The organism is Streptococcus sp. 20925_1_24 (assembly GCF_041432335.1).
Lineage (GTDB): Bacteria > Bacillota > Bacilli > Lactobacillales > Streptococcaceae > Streptococcus > Streptococcus mitis_BM.
In genome coordinates, this window is record NZ_JAPVZM010000002.1 from 191,709 (window position 1) to 213,653 (window position 21,945).

Sequence of the window (21,945 nt, forward strand, 5' to 3'; positions counted from 1 at the left end):
TTAACTTGCCCTCAAAGCTCCCCAAGCTGCTGTACAGAACTGTGCTCCTAAAATCCCTCCAGCAAGAGTTCCCACAACTGGGATAACACTCCCCAGAGCTGCACCTCCTATTGTACAAACTCCCAATGCTTGAACAACTTCTCCAGCCCCTACTTTATCTCCACCTTCAACGCAAGCAAGCATTTCATTATCCATAACAGAAAATTGTGACATTGTTTTTGTATTCATGATGAATACCTCCTTTTTATTTTTAATTTTTGTCTTGTTGCAACCTTGACAACATCAATATATCATAATTAACTAATATCATTTTTTTAAATCATAAAATGTCTTTTTTTCATCACGAAATGTTTTTCATAAATTTTATCAAATCCTAAAACTAATATATACTATCATCAACTATAAAAATCAATGCTTAATCTTACTTAATAAAAATTACTGTTCATGACAATATAAATACCATTTACGATTTAACAAGAAGTTTTTAGCAAAGTTTGGCATAATAGAGCTATCCACTATATGAAAGGAATTGCCAATGACTTCTTATAAACGTACATTTGTTCCTCAAATAGATGCTAGAGACTGCGGTGTTGCTGCCTTAGCCTCGATTGCTAAATTCTATGGTTCAGATTTTTCTCTAGCTCACTTGAGAGAACTTGCAAAGACCAATAAAGAAGGGACGACTGCTCTTGGCATTGTAAAAGCCGCTGATGAAATGGGCTTTGAAACAAGACCTGTTCAAGCAGATAAAACTCTCTTTGACATGAGTGATGTCCCCTATCCATTTATCGTTCACGTTAACAAAGAAGAAAAACTCCAACATTACTATGTTGTCTATCAAACAAAGAAAGACTATCTGGTTATTGGTGATCCTGACCCTTCTGTAAAAATCACCAAAATGTCAAAAGAACGCTTTTTCTCTGAATGGACTGGAGTAGCTATTTTTCTAGCTCCCAAACCCAGCTATCAACCCCATAAAGATAAAAAGAATGGTCTACTAAGCTTCCTTCCTCTGATTTTCAAACAAAAATCTCTCATTGCTTACATCGTTCTCTCAAGCTTATTGGTCACGATTATCAATATCGGTGGTTCTTATTATCTCCAAGGAATCTTGGATGAATACATCCCAAATCAGATGAAATCAACTTTAGGAATCATCTCAGTTGGTCTGGTTATAACCTATATCCTCCAACAAGTCATGAGCTTCTACAGAGATTATCTCCTAACCGTTCTGAGTCAAAGATTAAGCATTGATGTGATTTTATCCTATATTCGCCATATTTTTGAACTTCCTATGTCTTTCTTTGCGACACGTCGTACAGGAGAAATCATTTCACGGTTCACAGATGCTAACTCTATTATAGATGCTTTGGCTTCTACCATTCTTTCTCTTTTTCTGGATGTTTCCATTCTGATTCTTGTAGGGGGTGTCTTACTGGCACAAAACCCTAATCTCTTCCTTCTTTCTCTTATTTCCATTCCTATATACATGTTCATCATCTTTTCTTTTATGAAGCCTTTCGAAAAAATGAACCATGATGTCATGCAAAGTAATTCTATGGTTAGCTCTGCCATTATCGAAGATATCAACGGGATTGAAACTATCAAGTCGCTCACGAGTGAAGAAAATCGCTATCAAAATATAGACAGCGAATTTGTAGATTATTTGGAAAAATCCTTTAAGCTCAGTAAATATTCTATTTTACAAACGAGTTTAAAGCAGGGAACAAAATTAGTTCTGAATATCCTTATCCTATGGTTTGGCGCTCAATTAGTCATGTCGAGTAAAATTTCTATCGGTCAGCTGATTACCTTTAACACACTTCTTTCTTACTTTACAACTCCTATGGAAAATATTATCAACCTCCAAACCAAACTCCAATCTGCGAAGGTCGCTAATAACCGTTTGAACGAAGTCTATCTAGTCGAATCTGAATTTCAAGTTCAAGAAAACCCTGTTCATTCACATTTTTTGATGGGCGATATTGAATTTGATGACCTTTCTTATAAGTATGGTTTTGGACGAGATACCTTAACAGATATTAATCTCACGATTAAACAAGGAGATAAGGTTAGCCTAGTTGGAGTCAGTGGTTCTGGTAAAACAACTTTAGCCAAAATGATTGTCAATTTCTTTGAACCCTACAAAGGACATATTTCCATCAATCATCAGGATATTAAAAACATTGATAAAAAAGTCTTGCGCCGTCATATTAATTACCTACCTCAACAAGCCTATATCTTTAATGGCTCTATTTTGGAAAACTTAACTTTGGGAGGTAATCATATGATTAGCCAAGAAGATATTCTAAGAGCTTGTGAATTAGCTGAAATCCGTCAAGACATTGAAAGAATGCCTATGGGCTATCAAACTCAGCTCTCTGATGGATCTGGTCTATCAGGAGGACAAAAGCAACGAATAGCCCTCGCTCGTGCTCTTTTAACTAAATCTCCTGTTTTAATACTAGATGAAGCTACTAGCGGTCTTGATGTCTTGACTGAGAAAAAAGTTATAGATAATCTTATGTCCCTCACTGATAAAACCATTCTCTTTGTAGCCCATCGTCTCAGTATAGCCGAACGAACCAACCGTGTCATTGTTCTTGACCAGGGGAAAATCATTGAAGTTGGTAGTCATCAAGAGTTAATGCAGGCGCAAGGCTTCTACCATCATCTATTCAATAAATAAGGAGAATGTCATGAATCCTAATCTTTTTAGAAGCGTCGAGTTTTATCAGAGACGTTACCATAACTATGCGACAGTATTAATCATACCTCTTTCATTACTGTTTACTTTCATCTTGATTTTCTCCCTCGTTGCCACAAAAGAAATTACTGTCACTTCCCAAGGAGAAATCACCCCTACAAGTGTCATTGCATCCATTCAGTCAACCAGTGATAATCCTATCCTTGCTAATCATTTAGTGGCAAATCAAGTAGTTGAAAAAGGTGACTTACTTATCAAATACTCTGAAACAATGGAAGAAAGTCAGAAAACTGCCTTAGAAATTCAATTACAAAGACTTGAGAAGCAAAAAGAAGGACTTGGAATTTTGAAACAAAGCTTAGAAAAAGCGACTGATCTTTTTTCTGGCGAGGATGAGTTTGGCTACCATAATACCTTTATGAATTTTACTAAACAATCCCATGATATTGAACTGGGTATCACAAAGACTAACACTGAGGTTTCAAATCAAGCCAATCTTGCCAATAGCAGTTCATCAGCTATTGAACAAGAAATTTCAAAAGTTCAACAACAAATTGGAGAATACCAGGAGCTGAGTGATGCTATCATAAATAAAAGGGCTCGCTTACCAACTGGCAATCCACACCAGTCAATTTTGAATCGTTATCTTGTAGCCTCACAAAGACAAACACAAGGAACTGCAGAGGAGCCATTTTTATCTCAAATTAATCAAAGTATTGCAGGTCTTGAATCATCTATCGCAAGCCTCAAAATTCAGCAAGCTGGTATCGGAAGTGTAGCAACTTATGATAATAGTTTAGCAACTAAAATTGAAGTACTCCGCACTCAGTTTTTACAAACAGCCTCACAGCAACAACTAACCGCGGAGAATCAATTAACAGAATTAAAAGTACAACTAGATCAAGCGACACAGCGCTTAGAAAACAATACCTTAACCGCTCCAAGTAAAGGTATCGTTCATCTGAACAGCGAATTTGAAGGTAAAAATAGAATTCCAACTGGTACAGAAATTGCTCAAATATTTCCTGTTATCACAGACACAAGAGAAGTACTAATCACTTACTACGTATCTTCTGACTATCTACCTCTACTAGATAAAGGACAAACTGTAAGATTAAAACTGGAGAAGATTGGAAATCACGGCATTACCATCATCGGCCAACTTCAGAGCATTGATCAAACTCCTACCAGAACAGAGCAAGGAAATCTCTTTAAATTAACCGCTCTTGCAAAACTATCTAATAATGATAGTAAACTCATCCAATACGGCTTACAAGGTCGCGTCACTAGTGTAACTGCAAAGAAAACATATTTTGATTATTTCAAAGATAAAATTTTAACCCATTCTGATTAATTTTCAGATAACACTCTATAACTATTTATTATCTTATCAAAAAGGAGAATCATAACATGGATAAGAAGCAAAACCTAACTTCATTTCAAGAACTAACAACTACCGAACTCAACCAGGTTACAGGTGGAGGATTGTGGGAAGAGCTATATGAAACTATAACAACACCATTAAAATTACGGACTACTTTCAAACCATAAAAAATCTATAGAATTATAAAAACGCATAATATCAGATTTCAAAATGACTGATACTATGCGTTTTATCATGAAAAGATTATAGAAGATACAAGTCACCCATCCCAACCTATACTTCTATCTCTAAGACTTGTTTAAATCTAAAATTAGAACTTGTAGTTTTTAGAATGATATTTGGGTATTTCGTTAAAATACTATTAACATTAGACAAACCAACTCCTCTATTCAGTCCTTTAGATGACATTCCTCTCTCAAATATTTTTGTAACATCAATCCCCCTATCTAGAGTAGGATTTTGGATAATCAAAACTTGCTTATTGTTTCTCATATCTTCAAAAAAACAAACACTTAGAGGTTCCTCGATAGCGGCGCTTGTAGCGGCCTCTATCGCGTTATCTAACAATATAGAAACAACTGTTAAAAAATCAATTTCCTCAATCTTTTTGATAGCAATTGGTTTTTCTATTTCCAAAGAAACTGGCACTAGTAAACTCTGAGCCTCGGATAATTTTGAGATTAATAAACTCTTCAAGGATAAATTCTCTATGTTTCTCAATCTCACTACATCAAATTTTGTATCTTTTAAATTTTTCCCCGAATCTTTCAGGACACTGTCATAAATTTGAGCAACTAAATCAATATCTTTGCGGTCTATCCCTATCTTTAAACTTGTTAAAATATTTGCATAATCATGCCTAAAGCTTCTAACCTCTTGATAAAGCCCTTCTACTTGTTTACTATAGCTATTAAGATTTTGAAGTTGAATCTCTTTTTGAAGCACTAAATCTTTTTGCAATTCCTCACGTACATTTCTGTCCAGTATATTAACAAAATAAATAAATAAAAAGAAATAGATTGCAGTTATAGCTCCTTGATAATGATTTACAGATAAATTCAGACTATTTTTAATGTAACCAATAAATGGAATAAGGAGAAAATACCCCAACATTGCAGCATTAGTAAGCCTCATTATTTGATCTAGATGTTTATCCAACACTTTACTTCTTAAATAGCTAAAATCATACTGAAAAACTTTTATTATAAGCAAAGATAGGAGACTTGCTAAAATTGAGAAAATTGTAGCATCGTAATAAACATATATTTCTGTTAAACTAGCAAAATTAGGAATAATAAAATCAACAAAAAAATCATAGATAATCGACCAAAATGTAATAGGAAACAGAGCATAAAAAAGTGTCGATCTCAGACTGTATTTCTTTTTATCCAACGACAATGTGTAGATAATAAAAAAGATGGGATAATCTAGTACTGTAATAACAACAGAGATATAGAACACCTTAATCAAGATGAAAAGTAAAAACTCTAATAAAAAATAGAAAAGCAATAGCTCTAAAGATCTCTTTATAGTCAATTGATAGCCATAAATTTTTGCATGAAGAAATAAAAGTATGTAAAAATTCAAAGATACTAACACAAAAGACATTTACTACTCCTTACTATCATGTAAATCTTTAACTATATTCAGCAATGCCCTCATTTTTAACCTAGATACTAGGCAACTTGACCCGTTCTTCAAATAGACTAGTTTTTCTTCCTTATCTATTGAGGAGATATTATAAGGATTCACAATAAAAGAACGATGACACTGAACCAATCTTGGTTCTTGCTTCAATATATCAGAAATTTTACCGTAAAACTCTATTCTTTCTCTCATAGTATAAAGAACTAGCTTATGAGGAATCATTGACGTTTCTATATAAAGCAAATCCGAAAACGGAACCTGAACAAGTGCTTTAGAATTTGTAAACACAAAAGAATCTTCAGTCATTAGTTGATGTTTATTCTTGTGAACATAAGCGATTGCCTTTTCCACACGTTCCCTAAAAGCACTTTCAGGTAATTCCTTATCAATAAAATCTAAAGCTGATACTTGATATTGAAAACTAACAGGCATAAATTCTGAATGAGTTGTTACAAAGACAACGACTGCATTTGGATCCCTATCTCTGATTTCCAAAGCAATATCTAACCCTTTTCTAACATCGTTTTTAATTTCAATATCCAAAAAGAAAAGTTGATGACCTCCACGTTCCATCATATCTTCTAACAATTGATTCGGTTTGCCATAAACACCACAGTGCTTTACTTCCCAACAATTCTTCTCTAGAATATCATACACCAGATTTTCCATCCTAGTCTGCTGTATAAAATCATCCTCTAATATAAAGATATTCATTTCTCGTCTCCTTTAGTATTTAACCATCTTTCTTTTACAGTTTTAAAATATCTTCTAGAGCAGATAATATCTGATACTCTTTCATCCATAAATAAAATGGTCTTCGTTTCATACTTCAATCCTATTACTTTGGATAAGTTAACAAGAAACTTTCTATGACACCTGAACAATTTACCCAGACTCATTTCCTCAACTCTAGCTAGGCTCATATACTTCTCAAATACTCCATCAGCTGTAATAAAAATAACAGCATGTGCCTTCGTAGGATGTGTTGTCACATAGTAAACCTTAGAATGAGGCACTTTAACAACTGCTCTACCTTGGCTTAAAATATATTCTTGCATATTTTTCCTCCTTACTCTCCTATATCATATCAAAACTAGTATCCTATGATTGAAAAAATCTTAAAAGGTATCTGAGTTATCATAAATGGTTATTTTTCAACATTTCATGCTAAAATTTATACAATCTAAGATTTCGATATCTTCTATCGGATGTTTTTGATATGATAGAGCAAGAGGATAAATATGGATACAATTCAAATTCTACATTTTTCATTATTAGGATACATCATCACAAATGATATCAATTCTTATATTAAAGAAAACATATCAACAAAAACGAGAATTATAGCTTCTAGGCGTATCATCTATTCCTATAACACTACTACCTATTTTATCATAAAATCAATGTTTTTATCTTCAGATACAATGTATTCTTATATAGAAGATATACGACTCCGTTCTGAATTTGCCAATATTATCATCATAGGAAGTTACATTGATTATGATAAACTTTTCCGTAGTCATTACAAAATATTCGGTGTCATTGATACAGCTAGAAATCATTCTTTACAATCTATACGACAAGAAATTCACTCATATTTAGATGGTATTTATAATAGATTGAAATAAGATATGAACAAATCGATTAGGAAAGTCAAATTACTTTCTAGAAATATTTCAGCAGTCATGGCGTATTATTCTAGATTCAATCTACTATATCTTTAAAAAACAACTTTTACGTAATCAATCAGATTAGCCATAACAACCTAAATCAGTCCATTAACTACACAAATACTGTTCTTTGAAAATTAAAAATCACTGCCTCCCCCAGATAAGCCTGAGGAAAACAGTGATTCAATTTTTAGGAATTAGGAATGAATACACGAAATCAATTTAGCTGATTATTTTTTGTTTTTCAAGAATTCATCGTATTGTTTTTGCATTTCGTTCAATACTTTATCGTAAGCACCTTCAGATTTCAATTTTTCCATCAATTCTGGAATAGCTTTGTCTGGGTCTACAGTACCAGTGTTGATAGCTGTATCGAATTGTTGCATTGTGTTAGAGATTGCTGAGATTTCAGATTTCACATTGTCAGTGTTAAAGATGAATCCAAGTGCTGGAGATTCTTTAGCTTCAGCTAATTGTTTCTTAGAATCTTCGATTTGTTGGTCTGTAACGTTTTCGTTGATGTAAAGAATCCAGTTGTTACCAGTGTTCCATCCACCCATGTGAGTGTTTCCTTTGTAGCCATCAAGGACTTTAACACGGTTTTCTTTACCTGCAAGTTTTTCCCAGTTCTTGCCTTCTGGACCGTAAACAAGACCGTTCAAAAGTTCTGGGTTAGTGTTCAAGAGGTTCAACACTTCCATTGATTTTTCTTTGTTCTTAGAGTTGTTTGAGATGACAAAGTTAGCAACTTGTGTTGTTTGGTTTTTCTTGATGAAGTTAGTGATTGGTTTGATTTGGATATCTTTGTTTGCAACACGTGAAAGCAAGCTATTACCGTAGTCAGCTGGTCCTACTGTTTCTTCACGAACGAACCAAGTATCTTGTTGAAGGTCAAATGAAGTATCGCTTGTTGCTACGTCTTTTGGAATGTATCCAGCTTCATAGAATTTGTGAAGAGTCTTCAAGTGTTCTTTAAAGCGAGGCACATCGTAACGGTTTACGATCTTAGTAGTGTCCCCTTCAAGGTCGATAACGAATGGAAGTCCATTTGGAACTGGGTAGTCAAAGTTATCAGATGGGATGAAGTTCTTAGTAACCGCAAATGGCACTACATCTGGAGCTTTTTCTTTGATTTGTTTCAAGACTGGCTCAAGTGTTTCGTATGAAGTGACACCTGAAATATCGATACCGTATTTAGCAAGAAGAGTTCCGTTGAAGGCGAAGTTTTGAGATGATGCAACGTTGGCTGCAACTGGAACTGCGTAAATTTTACCGTTAATGCTGTTACCTTTGATGTAAGCTGGGTCAAGTGCTTTATAAAGCTCTGCCCCTTCTTTCTTATACAAATCAGTCAAGTCAGCATAAGCACCTTTTTGAGCATTTACAACATAGTTAGATGCAAAGGCGATATCGTAGTTTTCACCAGATGATGTGATAACTGACATTTTCTTATCATAGTCACCCCATCCAAGATATTGGATATCCAATTTAGCACCAACTTTTTCACCGATGATTTTGTTAGCATTTTCTAGCAATTCATCTAAGTTATCTGGTTTGTCACCGATTTGGTACATTTTGATAACAGTCTTATCACCTGAAGCTGAGTCAGCAGCTTTCTTGTTACCTGAAAGGTTTCCACAAGCAGCGAGACCAGCAGCCAAAGCGACTACACTAGCAGATGCAAAAGCATATTTTTTCCAGTTTTTCATGACAAAAACTCCTTTTTTTATTTTTAAACTTATAAACAATGTAATGATCTTAACTTCACGCAAGGGAAGTTTGGAAATGAGAAATATTTTTTCTCAACAAGCACTATTCTTTCACACCACCGATAGTCAAACCTTTTACAAAGTAGCGTTGGAAGAATGGATACAAGATTGCGATTGGAAGGGTTGCGACCACAACCATGGCCATACGGCCTGTTTCTTTCGGTAGAGCAACTCCCAGTTGACCTGAAAGGCCGACTGCTTTGGCGATGTAGTCCATATTTTGTTGGATTTGCATGAGCAAATATTGCAATGGATACAAGTTATCACTCTTGATATAAAGAAGGGCGTTGAACCAGTCATTCCAGAAACCAAGAGCTGTCAAGAGCGTGATGGTTGCGATACCTGGTAATGACAATGGCAAACAGATTTGGAAGAAGATCCGTGCTTCACTGGCACCATCGATACGAGCGGACTCAAGAATGGCTTCTGGGATAGTCTTCTTGAAGAAGGAACGCATCAAGATGATGTTAAATGGTGAGAGAAGCATTGGAACAATCAAGGCCCAAACTGTATCACCAAGTTGAAGTAAACGAGTGACCACGATATAGCCCGGTACCAAACCAGCATTAAACAACATACTAAGAAGGGCAAAGATTGTAAAGAATCTGCGATACTTAAAGGTTGTCCGTGAGATGGCGTAGGCATAGGTTGTTGTGATAAAAACGTTTGTGATAGTCCCCACCACTGTTACAAAGACTGAGATGAAGAGGGCTTGGAGGATTTTATCCTTAAACTGTGCCAAGAACTCAAAACCGTCTAAGCCAAATTGGGATGGGAAGAAGCTATATCCATTTTGGAGGATACTCTTTTCATCTGTCACAGAGATAACAATAACAAATATGAAGGGTAGGATACAAGAGAGGGCGATCAAACCAGAAATAATACTGAAGAAGATATCTGCTTTCTTACTGAAGGAGTGAATGCCGACATTATCAATTTTTTCTTTTTTAATTTTCTTTTCTGCCATATTCTCCTCCTTTCTAGAACAAGGCTGAGTTTGGATCAACTCGTCTTGCAAGTAAGTTTGATAGGATAACCAGAATCAAACCGACAACTGATTGGTAGAGACCTGCCGCTGAAGCCATCCCGATATCCGCTGTCTGAGTCAAACCATTATAAACATATACGTCCAAGACGTTGGTTACGTTATAAAGCTGACCAGCATTGTGGGGGATTTGGTAGAAGAGACCGAAGTCTGCACGGAAGATATTTCCGACTGCAAGGATGGTCAATACGGTTACCAATGGTGTCAACTGCGGAATGGTTACATTGCGAATTCGTTGCCATTTGCTGGCTCCGTCTACTGTCGCTGCTTCGTAGTAGGTTGGATCAATTCCCATGATTGTCGCATAGTACATAACACTGCTATATCCAAAGCCTTTCCAAATACCTAGGAAAAGTATGAGATATGGCCAGATACCCAAGTCAGCGTAGAAATTGATTTCTTTGAGACCAAGAGTTTCCAATAAATGGTTGAACACGCCTTTGTCGATGTTTAGGAAGGCATCCGTAAAGAAACTGATGATAACCCAAGACAAGAAGTAAGGGAACAACATAGAAGTTTGGAAGATCTTAACCATTCTCTTAGAACGGAGCTCACTGAGGATAATGGCAATCCCTACTGATACAATCAAGCCAATAAAAATAAAGCCAAGATTGTAGAGGACAGTATTTCGTGTGATAATAAAGGCGTCTCTTGAACTAAATAAGAATCTGAAATTATCGAGTCCGACCCATTTACTATTCATGATACTATCTATGAAACCATTACTGGTCATGTGGTAGTCTTTGAAGGCAACCACGTTCCCAAATACTGGAATGTAGAAGAATAGAATCAACCAGAGTGCCCCTGGCAAAACCATCAAGAGAAAGATCCAGTTGTCTCTCAAGGTTTTTGAAAACTTATTCATAATTTCCTCCCTTTTTATTTTGATATCCATCTAAAAATTCCTTTTTAGACTTTTGATAACGATTACATTATTAGTATACTCCTATTTGCAGGTTAGGTTAAACTACTAATTATAGAAAAAACTCCACAAATTATTTTATGTGGAGTACTTTTGAAGAAAGAGATGTTTCACGCGAAACACCCTGTATAAGATACAATGTTCTTGTTTTTTATGTCGTATAAATGGTTGAAGCTGTCGCAATAGTATGCCACTGGTTGGCTGTTGTGGCTGCGAAGCCCTTGTCTGCGTAGAAGTCGTTAAATGGCAGGATTTCCACTTCCAGCTCGTCGATGCGGTCAAGCTGACCAGCCAGATAAGCCTCGATACGGCTTTCTGCTCGCTTGATGCGTTGCAAGAGTCCTCCCATACGGATGTCAACTGTATCCAAGCCAAAGACCTTGTTTTCCTTCAACCATTGATGGCTAAAGAGGGCATGGAAGTCTTCAATTCGGCTTCTGAGTTCTGGTAATTCTTGTCTGGCAATTTCTTGCAGACTTTCCTTATCATCCGCTTGATAGGCTTGACGAATGCGTCGTCCCACATCCACTTTGCTACTTAAAATAGCATTCAACTGGGCCTGAGTTTCAAAGAGATAAGCATAGTTTCCAGCTTTTTCTTTAATGTCAGCAAGCGTCTCAGCTGCCTGAGCGAAGTGGGGCTTGTCTTGTTCAGGTGTCATGTGCTGGTCAAGAATTGGACAAAGAACATCCTGATAAAAGACATAGCGGTTAGGGTTGATGCCACTGAGATTGCCTGGTAGGTCTGGTAAAAGGTTGGCAAGGTCAATCTGCATAAAATCCTCAACCGATAGACCTGTATTGGTCTGGAAGTGAGCAGACAAACGGTCTAGGTCATTGCGGTAGCAGAGTTCTGCCCAGATTTGCAAGCTTGGTAGGATAGAAAACTGAGCTGTCTCGCCACCATTGTCCCCCCAACCCGTCACGATAACTTCTTTGATATCATTGGCACGGCAGGCTTTATTGGCTTCAAGAGCGATGAGACGGCTGAAATGGTTATTGGGTGTGAAACCAATCCACTTCCAAGCTCCCCCTGCAAAGGCAAGGTCATGGCTAATCTTATGATGATTGCGGAAGTTGCGATTGTATTTTTCCTCGCTATCCTGATAATAGTCCCAGTAAACCAAGGTCACACGATCTTTGAGACGGTCGAGGTAGACACGCGTTTCCTCTGGAATTTCCACGTCACGGTCGTACTGACCATCTGCTGACATAAGTTTAAAGAACATATCGCTCCACATCTGGCAGTGGAAACCATATTTGTCAGCAATATCTAGCACGCGCTCCAAGTGTTGGCACATGAGGAGACTACGATCCACAACACCGTTCAGAATCAAGTAGCGTCCCAAACCAACCAAGTGGGCTTCGTCCATCCCAATATTGACCTTGCGAGTCTTCAGTTTAGATAGGGTAGCAAACATGCCATCAATCAGGTCATAAACCTTTTCTTCGCCGATAAGGAGGATATCCTCCACATCACGGAGCTCCTGCACTTCCTTGACACCCCATTTAACGAAGGCAGACAAGTGGGCCAAGGTCTGGATACATGGCACAAAGGTCATGTCAAACTGCTGGGCATAGGCTTCGATTTCCTGCAATTCCTCAGCCGAATAGGCACCACGGAAATAGCCAAAATAAGGTTGCCCCTCAATCTGGTAGGTGTCTTCCATGTATAGTTCAAAGGTTGAATAGCCCATGAGCGCCAAGACCTCAATCATCTGCTTGGCGGAGGCTACATTCAAAACTGCATTTCGAGAACAGTCAGCCATGTAGGCTAAATCTTCATAAGCCGCTTGTTCTTCAATCTCTACCTTGTCACCTTCTGCTAGAGCTGTTGCTAACAAAGACAAGGCACGATAAAGTTGGTGAGGTTTGCGATAGGTCAATTGATAGTGACCACCCTCACCCTTGATAGAGATAGAGGCTTGGTCAGACTGAGCGACTGCTACCTCTACATCTGGCAGAGAAATGTGATTTTTTAATACTTCAATAGCTTGCGCTTGTTTATCACTAAGTCCTGTAAATCTTACCATTGATTTTCCTCCTGTAACCAGTTGACAAGGGCTCCGTAGAGATTGGCATCTGCATGATAGGTGCAGGCTTGGATAACTGGTGCCACCGTGTATTCTTCGTAGTTCTCGACAAAGTCTTCAACAGCCTTCTTGACACCTTGAATAAAATCTGGATTTTGACTGATAGAGCCTCCCAGACTGATGACATCTGGGTCGATGAGATACTGAATATTGAGCAAGCCTTGCGCCAGATTACGGTTCATGCGCTCAATGGCTTCTTGACAAAGGGCATTTCCTGCTTCGGCCTCTTGGTAAATCTTGCGACCGTCCCAATCAGTCTGACCAGATTTTTCAATCACGTAGCGTACCATATTCCCAGTTGACGCTAGTTGCGACCAGTTGTTGAGCTTTTCCGCAGGGGCAAGAGTTGTCATGTAGCCAAATTCTCCACCCAGACCGTGGCGACCTCGATGAAGTCTGCCATTGATAATCATAGCTCCGCCAATCCCTGTCCCAATCACGACACAGGCTGCATTTTCAAGTTCTGGATGAGCTAGCAATTCACTAAGTCCAACGCAGTTGGCATCATTTTCCAGATGGATAGGAATCTGATAAGAGCTAAGCGCCTCATACCAAGAAAATCCGTGAATGTAGGGTACTGCACTGAAGCCATCAATCACACCTGTCTCTTGATTGACCGCGCCTGGAACGCTCATAGCAATCCCACTATAATCCTGTTCTGACAAACGTTGATCTAGCCAAGCTAGTAAGTCCTCCAAACTTTCTGGCGTTGGAATGCTTGTCTTATCTAGTATTTTCCCATCAGGAGTCAGACTGGCAAACTTAATCCCAGTCCCTCCGATATCAATCGTTGCAATAGTCATTGTTTTTACCATAAAAAGGGGCGAATCAGCAGTTAGTTCTTACCTTTTCGCCCCTCCTTTCTTTTTATGTTTACTTTTTGAAATTAGATTTCTTCTTTTTGAATCAATTCTGTACGAATTTCTTGTGGAGCCAATAGTCCTGAATGAACTGGATATGGTCGTTCCAGCAGGTCAAGGAAGAGATGTTGACTTTCTGGTACACGTACATTTTCACTACACATATTGTAGTAGCGAAGAACATAGCCTTCTTCATTTTCAGCTACCTTAAAGGCTGTTGGACAGATTTGCGGTATGCTGAGAACAGAATGGCTCAAGAGGCTACCAGTCGCAGCCACGCTTCCTTCTTGTTTAGCAAGCTGAAGGCTAGTAAATGGTGTCTGCAAGGCTTTAGCACGACGATAGGCTGAGAAGCGTTCTTGGGCTTGGTGGCATTCAAGCGCAAACTCGACTTCAAACTCACGCAAGCATTGTGCTTCTGGTGTTGGGAAATAACCCCAGTCACCTAACTCACCTGATGCACGCAAAATAGTCACTGCAATGGTGTCGTCTCCAAGGATTTCGTATTCATTCAATCCCTTGTTAGATACAGTCACCCCTTTTTCATCGTCATACAGACTGACAAAGGCTTGTTGGTGTTGAGGATTTTCAGGATTTTCCCATGAAGCTGCTGGTTTGTTTGGTCGTGTCACTACCTCATAGATGCTTTCAGAATCATTGCTTGGACGCGTGTTGTGAGTCTTGACCAAGAGACGGATACGGTGGTCTTTGGCAGTGTTGGTAAAGCGGGTCTTGCAACGGATTTGTGGATTATCAACGAAGATAGTCATCTCAGTTTCAAGATGAATACTTGTCAATTCTTCTGACCGTCCAGCTTCACGCTTCATAAACTCGATGATACCTTTTTGCTCTTCTTCTAGCTTTTCATCTGCACTGACAGGCACAGTCAATTCATGTTTGAGCAAAATCTTAGCGTAGCGAGCTGTGTTTTCCAAGACCTCGTAGCCCTTAAGCTCTGCATAGATTGGCTCTGTTCCTTTTGGTTGGAAATAGATATACTCGTTTCCTATGTCACCACGGTCTTCGAAGCGGATAAAGTCTTCATAGGCTTCGTGAGTTGTCTTGTCATAAACTGTGATATTGTCATCCACACTCACCGTTACAAATGGCGTATCAATCACTCCGTTTTGGTAAATACCGTCGCGGTGTTCTTGTTCTCCTTCTAGCAATTGGAAAGTTGTCCAAGAAAGCGGCGCTAGGTGAACTGGAATAGTCACGCGCACTTGTCGAGCGATACGAGCTTGGCGGAACTTGTCTTTTGGTAAATCGTACTCAAAATTAGCCCCAAGGTCTTCGATTTTAGCCTCTACAGGACGCCCATCCAAGTCCTCCACACGGTAACTTGGCAAGGTAAGAGCAGCCATCTTCTTGTAACCTTCTGTTGGGTGCAATTCCTTGAAATCACAAGTCGCAACATCAATCACTGTGCTGACAGTATCGACCTTATCATGCAGGCCTGTGTTAATGACAGTAAAGAGATAGTCACTTTGAGCCTTAGCCGTAGCAATTTTACCCTTCCACTCGTTAAGAAGATTGCTCTTAACAAAGTTTCCGACTTGATTGACCTTGGCAAAACGTGTCTCCATCTCGCGGTGAACTTCATCCACGCTACAGCCACAGATACTATCATGGGGCGCATTCTGCAAAAGTGTTTTCCAAGCATAGGTCAACTGGTCCTTGTGGTTGTGGCCCCCAGTGATAATTGTCAAGGGTTCTACAACTTGCTCTAGGAGGTTGCTATTTTCTTGGAAGGCTTGTTTGAGATAAATACGAGATGAAGAAGTGTTGGCAAGTGTGTACCAGCCGTCTGTTTCCTGACTGGTCAACTCACCTGTAACCGTTGATAATTGCTCTGGTAGGGCACTTTCCACGGCTTGGACATATTCATCAAAAGAACTATGAACAAAGGTTACATCTGGGAAGAGTTCATTTGCCACACGAATGGCTTCACCCAAATTTTTCTGCACAGGTTGATGGTCACAGCCGTTCATCATCAACCACTGGTTGGTTGAAGCATAGTCACGCACGTCTGCCAGTTTTTGTTTCCAGAAGGTCAAGGCCTCGTCTTTATCAACTGGAATTTCATTCCCATTACTGTACCAGTTGGCAAAGAGAATCCCGAGGACACGACTTCCGTCCGCACCCTGCCAATACATTTCTGAAAACTGAGAAGTAAACTGCTCATCTTCGAGGACTTGGTTGTCAAATCCAATCGGCTTCACACCACGACCAAAAGCTGCCACATGAATGCCTGATTTTTGAAGAATTTGAGGCGCTTGTCCCATATTTCCAAAGGTATCTGGAAAGTAACCAATCTGGGTTGATTTGCCCCATTTTGCACATTCTGCTTGACCAATCAAGGTATTTCGGACATTGGCTTCACTTGAAATCAAATAATCATCTTGCAAGATGTAAAAAGGACCAATCTTCAATTTTCCTTCGTCAATGTAGCGTTGAACTTTGTCACGATTTTCAGGGCGAATCTCCAAGTAGTCGTCAAGGACAATGGTTTGACCATCCAAGTGGAAGCTCTTGAACTCAGGGTCATTTTCAAAGAGATCGAAGAGATTGTCAAATAGTTCCACCAACTGCATACGGTGGCTTTCAAAAGGCAAGTACCACTCACGATCCCAGTGACTATGTGAGATAATATGTACGACAACATTTTCCATGAAGTAAAACCTCATTCTAAATTTAAATTTTTATTGTTAACGTTTTAAATGTAAATTTGTGATTCTTTCCAAGAATCAGTTGCGCTAAAGCGTGTTCCTTAGCGGATATCCAAGTAATCCAAGACCAATTCACAGAACATCATGTTGGCCCAAGAGAACCATTCACGAGAGTAGAGAGTTGGGTCATCTACGTGGAAGCTTTCATGCATAACACCTGTACCACCATCGCAAGAAACCAGCTGATCCAGCAAGAATTTTTTCTCTGCCTTATCTCTTGTTGTCAAACCTTGGATAGAAAGGGCGATTGGCCAGATATAGCGATAGAAGGTATGAGAACTTCCGAGACCGCTAGCGTATTCTCCTTGGTAGAAGTATGGATTTTCAGGGCTCAGAATGGTACGACGAGTGGCTTGATAAACTTCATCATCGACTGAACAGTAGCCCAGATAAGGCGCAGCCAACAAACTTGGTACGTTTGGATCATCCATGATGCTGGCATTTCCTAGACCATCCACTTCAAAGGCGTAAATCTTTTCACCCTTGCTATTAGTGGTGTAGGCGTAATTTTCAATGCCTTCTTGAATCTCATACTGGAGACGCTTAGCATCAGCAATAATACTCTCGCTATCAGCTAGGTCTAGTTCTGCGAAGATCTCTTGCACATAACCCAAGACTACTACAGCAAACATATTTGACGGAATCAAGTAACTATACTGACAGCAATCATCACTCGGACGAAAGGCTGACCAAGTCATACCTGTCACTGCAAAATCAGGTCCAAAGCCATCATTTACCAAAGTGTCTTCCTTGCGGTCCGTATCTCGGACAAAACGATAAGGAGAGTTCTTGTGGTCTTGTTCTACCGTCCACAGATTGAGGATTTCCTTAGTCGCTGCGACAAAAGTCTCATCAAACTGACTAATCTCGCCAGTCTCTTTCCAGAGGAGATAAGCCAACTGCAAAGGATAGCAAAGCGAGTCCACCTCATACTTACGTTCCCAAATCCAGCCATTAAGGTCGGTGTGGTCGGTCTCGTGGTGCCCCTTCCAGTTTTCCTCAATGTTGAAGGAGTTGGCATAAGGATCCTTGAGAATCAAGGTCATCTGACGCTTGACTAAACCTGCAATGGTCTGACGCAGGAGGGAATCTCTTTTAGCCACATGAAGGTAGGGTCTGAGTTGGGCTGTCGAATCCCGAAGCCACATTGCAGGAATATCCCCTGTCAAGACAAAAGTGGAACCATCTTCTAGGATTTCAACCGTATTGTCCAAGGTATCTGTATAGCAACGCTCAAAGACATCCACCCACTCTGGATGGTCCTTAGCCCGCTCTGCTACTTCATCTAGCCATTCTCTAACAATTTCTTTTGAATAAATCATCGTGCAGTATCCTCTTTCAAACAAGTTTCATTTTCAGTATATAGCTTTTGATACAGAAAATACATACACAAATGATAGTCATTTTTCTACAAAATAGTTATCTTTGAAACTCCTTTTCTATAGGTTCTCTTTTTCTGATATAATGTAGAAAAACAGCTAAAGGAAAGACTATGAAACCACTACTTGAAACCATCGATACCCGCTTTGGAACTGCCAGCAAGCATGCCTTTTCTCGGGGAAATACCCTGCCATACACAGGCGTGCCTTTTGGGATGAACTACTTTGTACCCCAGACCAGTGACCAGGAGGGCTCTTGGTTTTTCGATCCGCATCTGCCTATCTTTCAGGGGATTCGATTAACCCACCAGCCCAGTCCTTGGATTGGTGACTACTCTTGGCTCCTTCTAACACCTATCACAGGCCAGCTAGGTGGAGACAGCCTCTTCCATCGTCAGTCTTCCTATGATATGGATAAGGCCTCTTTCCAACCTCATTATCTGAAAATTTTCTCCCTGCGCTATCAGATTGAAAGCCAGCTTACACCGACTTGCTACGGTGCTTCTATTCGTTTGGAGCAAAAACAAGGCAAAGCCCTCTCCCTCTATCTTCACGCAGCAGATGAACTGACAGTAGAGCAAGTAGATAAGGGGAATCTTGCCCTGCGACAAGAAGGAAAAACTGAAACCAACAAAAATCCACTGATACTGTTCACATCCCTGAAAATGAATACGGATATCCTTGCTATCAGCCAAGAAGGTGGAGACTGGCGAATTGACCTGGCAGATAGCCATGCTGAAATTCAACTAGCCACTTCTTTCATCTCACCTTCTCAAGCACTGCTTAATCTACCTCAAGAAGATTTTGATAGCTGCAAATCAAGTGCCCAAGCGGATTGGGAAAATCTCCTCCATCGTTTTGACATTATAGAGACAGGAGAGGCTAACCGAACCTTCTTTGATCACTGCCTTTACAGACTCTTCCTCTTCCCACAGACTTTTTATGAGATTGATGAATCAGGGCAAGCCATCCACATGGATCTGGCTACTGGCACTGTCAAGCCTGGTGTCCTCTTTAGCAACAATGGTTTCTGGGATACCTTCCGCACCACCTTCCCCCTCTTTTCCCTTATCATACCGGAACACTACCACCGCTTTTTAGAAGGTTTCCTCAATAGCTACCACGATACTGGTTTTCTTCCAAAATGGCTGGCTCCAGATGAACGGGGTATGATGCCCGGTACACTTTTAGACGGTATTATCGCAGATAGCGCCTGCAAGGACATGGCTCCTGACCTAGAAGTAGAATTCCTCCAAGCCATGCTTGAAACAGCCACCAAGTCCGATCCTCTCGGCATCAATGGTCGCCACGGACTAGCCCAATACCAAGAACTGGGCTACCTCTCTACCGACCACCACGAAAGTGTTAGCCATACCCTAGACTACGCCTATAGTGACTTTTGTATCGCCAGCTGTGCCGAAAAACTTGGTCAGAATGACATCGCGGAAACCTATAGGACTGCATCTCAAAATTACCGCCATCTATTTGATGCTGAGACAGGTTACATGCGAGCGCGAGACAATCAAGGCAACTTCCGCCCTGACTTCTCTCCCTATAGTTGGGGACGTGATTATGCCGAATGTTCTGCCATCCAAGCAACTTTAGGCGTTCTCCACGACATCCCAGATTTAATCCAACTTATGGGGGGAAAAGAAGCCTTCAGCAACTATCTTTTGAAAACCTGTCAAGATGCTCCCCTCTTTGAGACAACAGGCTATGGTTACGAGATTCACGAAATGAGCGAAATGGCTACTGCTCCTTTTGGACAACTCGCCATTTCTAACCAACCTAGCTTCCACATTCCTTATCTATTCCGTTACAGCAACTACCCTGACTACACTGCCCTTCTTATCAAGACGCTCCGTCAGAAAGCTTTTCACCCAAGTTGGGAAGCCTATCCTGGTGATGAAGACAATGGCAGTCTCTCGGCCTGGTACATCTGGTCAGCTCTCGGTTTTTATCCGACCTGTCCAGGAAAACCAAGCTATGATCTCGGAATCCCTCTCTTTGACCACCTCCGAATCTATCTCGCTAAAGAAAATAAATGGCTAGATATTCATACTAAGCAAAACCACAGCCATTTTAACTTTGTCAAAGAATGCCGACTGGACACAACCCTAGTATCAACTATTCAACACCAAGACCTCCTAAAAGCTGATCAGCTAACCTTCACCCTCAGCTGGTTACCAAGTCAGCCGTTCACTTCCTGAAATACAAAAATCTCCTAGCAGGCTTTCCTGCTAGGAGATTTTCTTATGAGAGGTACTTGTTTAAGCTTTGAAAATCGGACTTATCATCTGATGTTTATCAAACAATCTACCAATTAAGCTTCTTCGTCTTCTTTACGACGACGGCCTGCAAGACCAAGACCAAGTAATGCACTTGCGGCAGCTGCTACCATAGCTACAGTAGAATCTGCTGTACCTGTATTTGGCAATTCTTTAGCTGCTTTACGCGCGTTTGTTGCTGCTTCTTGGCTAGCATTAGCTGCTGCTTGAGTAGTAGCTGGAGCTACAGCTGGTTTTTGAGCAGCTTGGTCGTTAGCTGGAGTTGCATGATCAGTTGATGAAGCAACTTTCGCCATGAAGTCTTCGATACGTTTAACCATTGCATCCACTTCTGCTTGACTTGCGTCTGCATTAGCAAATACTTTCTTAGCATCTGCTGATAATGCATTCGCTTCTTTTGCAGTTTCTGCATCAAACTTAGCTGATTCTTTGATGATCAATTCATCTAATTGATGGATAGCACCTTCTAACTTAGCTTTATTCACTTTTGCATCAGTGTTATTAGCTGCGTTATTGCCAGAAGTTCCGTTACCGTTACCACTGTTATTGCCTCCACCATTTGATGGTACATATGGACGTTGTTTAAAGATATCTTTAGCTACGATTGTGTAAACTTTACCATCTTTAGTAATTACAGTTGCGTTTCCTGCTTTGTCGAAGATAACTTCTACTACATCAGCATTTGCTCCTTTAATCTTAGCTTTTGCAGCTTCTTTTTCTGCATCTGTTAAGTTATTGAAGTCTGCTACTGTTTCTTTTTCGAAGTCAACGTTGATGTTTTCACCATTGTTCTTAGCTGCAACATCTTTAGCATCTTTAACTAATTGAGCTGCTGGAATTGTTGCTGTCTTACCTTCTGGAGTTGTTACTGTCGCATTTCCGTTTTCGTCTACTACTACAGTTGATCCTGGGTTGACTGCTTTAATTGATTCTTTAACTTTTTCAATTTCATCAGCTGTTAATTTAGCTTTATCTCCAACTAACACTCTAGTTGCTGGTGTATTTACACCATTTTGTTGAGTTGGGTCAGTTAATTTATCTTCTGGAATTACTAAGTCAAGTTCTGGGATTACTAATACTGTTCCATCACCTTTAGTAACGATTACATCACCTTTATCATTTACTACTACAGTTGATCCTGGGTTTACATCCTCTACTGCTTTCTTAACTTTTGCTTTTTCTTCATCTGTTAAGTTAGCTGGATCCTTAACTACTGTCTTAGTTGCTGGTGTGTTTGCACCATTTCCTGCGTTTTCTTTACCTGCATCTACTGCTGACTTAGTTAAATCTGTTGCTGGAATTGTTGCTGTTTTACCTTCTGGTGTTGTTACTGTTGCGTTTCCTTTATCGTCTACTACAACTTTAGATCCTGGATTTACTGCTTTAACTTTGTTTTCGATCGCTTTCTTCTCAGCATCTGTTAAGTTAGCTGGATCTTTAACTTCCACTTTAG

At 39.7% G+C, this 21,945-nt stretch carries 17 protein-coding genes; 5 read left to right on the forward strand and 12 right to left on the reverse strand.

Annotated features, from left to right (window positions below; all coding sequences use genetic code 11):
* Positions 1-228: a Blp family class II bacteriocin gene (locus tag O3650_RS02295; protein WP_203175696.1), complete on the reverse strand. Its 228-nt coding sequence runs from the start codon at positions 226-228 to the stop codon at positions 1-3.
* A 307-nt stretch (positions 229-535) separates the two neighbouring features.
* Here O3650_RS02295 and blpA point away from each other — a divergent pair, with 307 nt between their 5' ends.
* The 3 genes from blpA to blpC are packed head-to-tail and all read left to right on the forward strand — an operon-like array spanning position 536 to position 4,258.
* Complete coding sequence (blpA, locus tag O3650_RS02300; protein ID WP_371491486.1) at positions 536-2,689, forward strand: peptide cleavage/export ABC transporter BlpA; 2,154 nt, start codon at positions 536-538, stop codon at positions 2,687-2,689.
* Between the two features lie 10 nt (positions 2,690-2,699).
* Positions 2,700-4,061, forward strand: coding sequence for a bacteriocin secretion accessory protein (locus O3650_RS02305; protein ID WP_261074465.1), 1,362 nt, complete (start codon positions 2,700-2,702; stop codon positions 4,059-4,061).
* A 56-nt stretch (positions 4,062-4,117) separates the two neighbouring features.
* Positions 4,118-4,258, forward strand: coding sequence for a quorum-sensing system pheromone BlpC (blpC, locus tag O3650_RS02310; protein WP_173283254.1), 141 nt, complete (start codon positions 4,118-4,120; stop codon positions 4,256-4,258).
* A gap of 106 nt (positions 4,259-4,364) precedes the next feature.
* Here the strand turns inward: blpC and O3650_RS02315 are convergent, their stop codons facing one another.
* Genes O3650_RS02315 through O3650_RS02325 form a run of 3 tightly spaced genes read right to left on the reverse strand, consistent with a single transcriptional unit; the run spans position 4,365 to position 6,796 of the window.
* Positions 4,365-5,699: a sensor histidine kinase gene (locus tag O3650_RS02315; protein WP_203175699.1), complete on the reverse strand. Its 1,335-nt coding sequence runs from the start codon at positions 5,697-5,699 to the stop codon at positions 4,365-4,367.
* A 3-nt stretch (positions 5,700-5,702) separates the two neighbouring features.
* A complete protein-coding gene (locus O3650_RS02320; RefSeq protein WP_203175700.1) occupies positions 5,703-6,452 on the reverse strand; it encodes a response regulator transcription factor in 750 nt (249 codons plus the stop codon).
* Positions 6,449-6,796, reverse strand: a complete 348-nt coding sequence (locus O3650_RS02325) for a LytTR family DNA-binding domain-containing protein (protein WP_112444768.1) — start codon at positions 6,794-6,796, stop codon at positions 6,449-6,451. Before O3650_RS02325 ends, O3650_RS02320 begins: the two co-directional genes overlap by 4 nt.
* A gap of 183 nt (positions 6,797-6,979) precedes the next feature.
* Here O3650_RS02325 and O3650_RS02330 point away from each other — a divergent pair, with 183 nt between their 5' ends.
* Entirely contained in the window at positions 6,980-7,366 is a 387-nt protein-coding gene (locus O3650_RS02330) for a hypothetical protein (RefSeq protein ID WP_238393783.1), read from the forward strand.
* A gap of 272 nt (positions 7,367-7,638) precedes the next feature.
* Here O3650_RS02330 and O3650_RS02335 read toward each other — a convergent pair whose 3' ends face one another.
* The 7 genes from O3650_RS02335 to O3650_RS02365 form a co-directional block, all read right to left on the reverse strand.
* The gene (locus O3650_RS02335) at positions 7,639-9,117 is read right to left on the reverse strand and encodes an ABC transporter substrate-binding protein (RefSeq protein ID WP_203175702.1); all 1,479 of its coding nucleotides are present in this window, start codon (positions 9,115-9,117) and stop codon (positions 7,639-7,641) included.
* Between the two features lie 103 nt (positions 9,118-9,220).
* Positions 9,221-10,144, reverse strand: coding sequence for a carbohydrate ABC transporter permease (locus O3650_RS02340; protein WP_371491490.1), 924 nt, complete (start codon positions 10,142-10,144; stop codon positions 9,221-9,223).
* 13 nt (positions 10,145-10,157) lie between these two features.
* Complete coding sequence (locus tag O3650_RS02345) at positions 10,158-11,087, reverse strand: sugar ABC transporter permease (RefSeq protein WP_261041488.1); 930 nt, start codon at positions 11,085-11,087, stop codon at positions 10,158-10,160.
* A gap of 208 nt (positions 11,088-11,295) precedes the next feature.
* Positions 11,296-13,176: a beta-N-acetylhexosaminidase gene (locus O3650_RS02350; RefSeq protein ID WP_261013056.1), complete on the reverse strand. Its 1,881-nt coding sequence runs from the start codon at positions 13,174-13,176 to the stop codon at positions 11,296-11,298.
* A complete protein-coding gene (locus O3650_RS02355) occupies positions 13,170-14,039 on the reverse strand; it encodes an ROK family protein (protein WP_203175706.1) in 870 nt (289 codons plus the stop codon). Before O3650_RS02355 ends, O3650_RS02350 begins: the two co-directional genes overlap by 7 nt.
* 83 nt (positions 14,040-14,122) lie before the next feature.
* Entirely contained in the window at positions 14,123-16,768 is a 2,646-nt protein-coding gene (locus tag O3650_RS02360) for an alpha-mannosidase (RefSeq protein ID WP_265528697.1), read from the reverse strand.
* Positions 16,769-16,866: 98 nt separating this feature from the next.
* On the reverse strand, positions 16,867-18,147 hold the full coding sequence (locus O3650_RS02365) for a glycoside hydrolase family 125 protein (RefSeq protein ID WP_371491493.1): 1,281 nt from the start codon (positions 18,145-18,147) through the stop codon (positions 16,867-16,869).
* 170 nt (positions 18,148-18,317) lie between these two features.
* On the opposite strand from O3650_RS02365, the gene O3650_RS02370 reads away from it, so the two are divergent.
* The gene (locus O3650_RS02370; protein ID WP_219967169.1) at positions 18,318-20,414 is read left to right on the forward strand and encodes a GH92 family glycosyl hydrolase; all 2,097 of its coding nucleotides are present in this window, start codon (positions 18,318-18,320) and stop codon (positions 20,412-20,414) included.
* 113 nt (positions 20,415-20,527) lie between these two features.
* Here the strand turns inward: O3650_RS02370 and O3650_RS02375 are convergent.
* A partial coding sequence (locus O3650_RS02375) for an LPXTG cell wall anchor domain-containing protein (RefSeq protein WP_371491494.1) occupies positions 20,528-21,945 on the reverse strand: 1,418 nt, incomplete at its 5' end.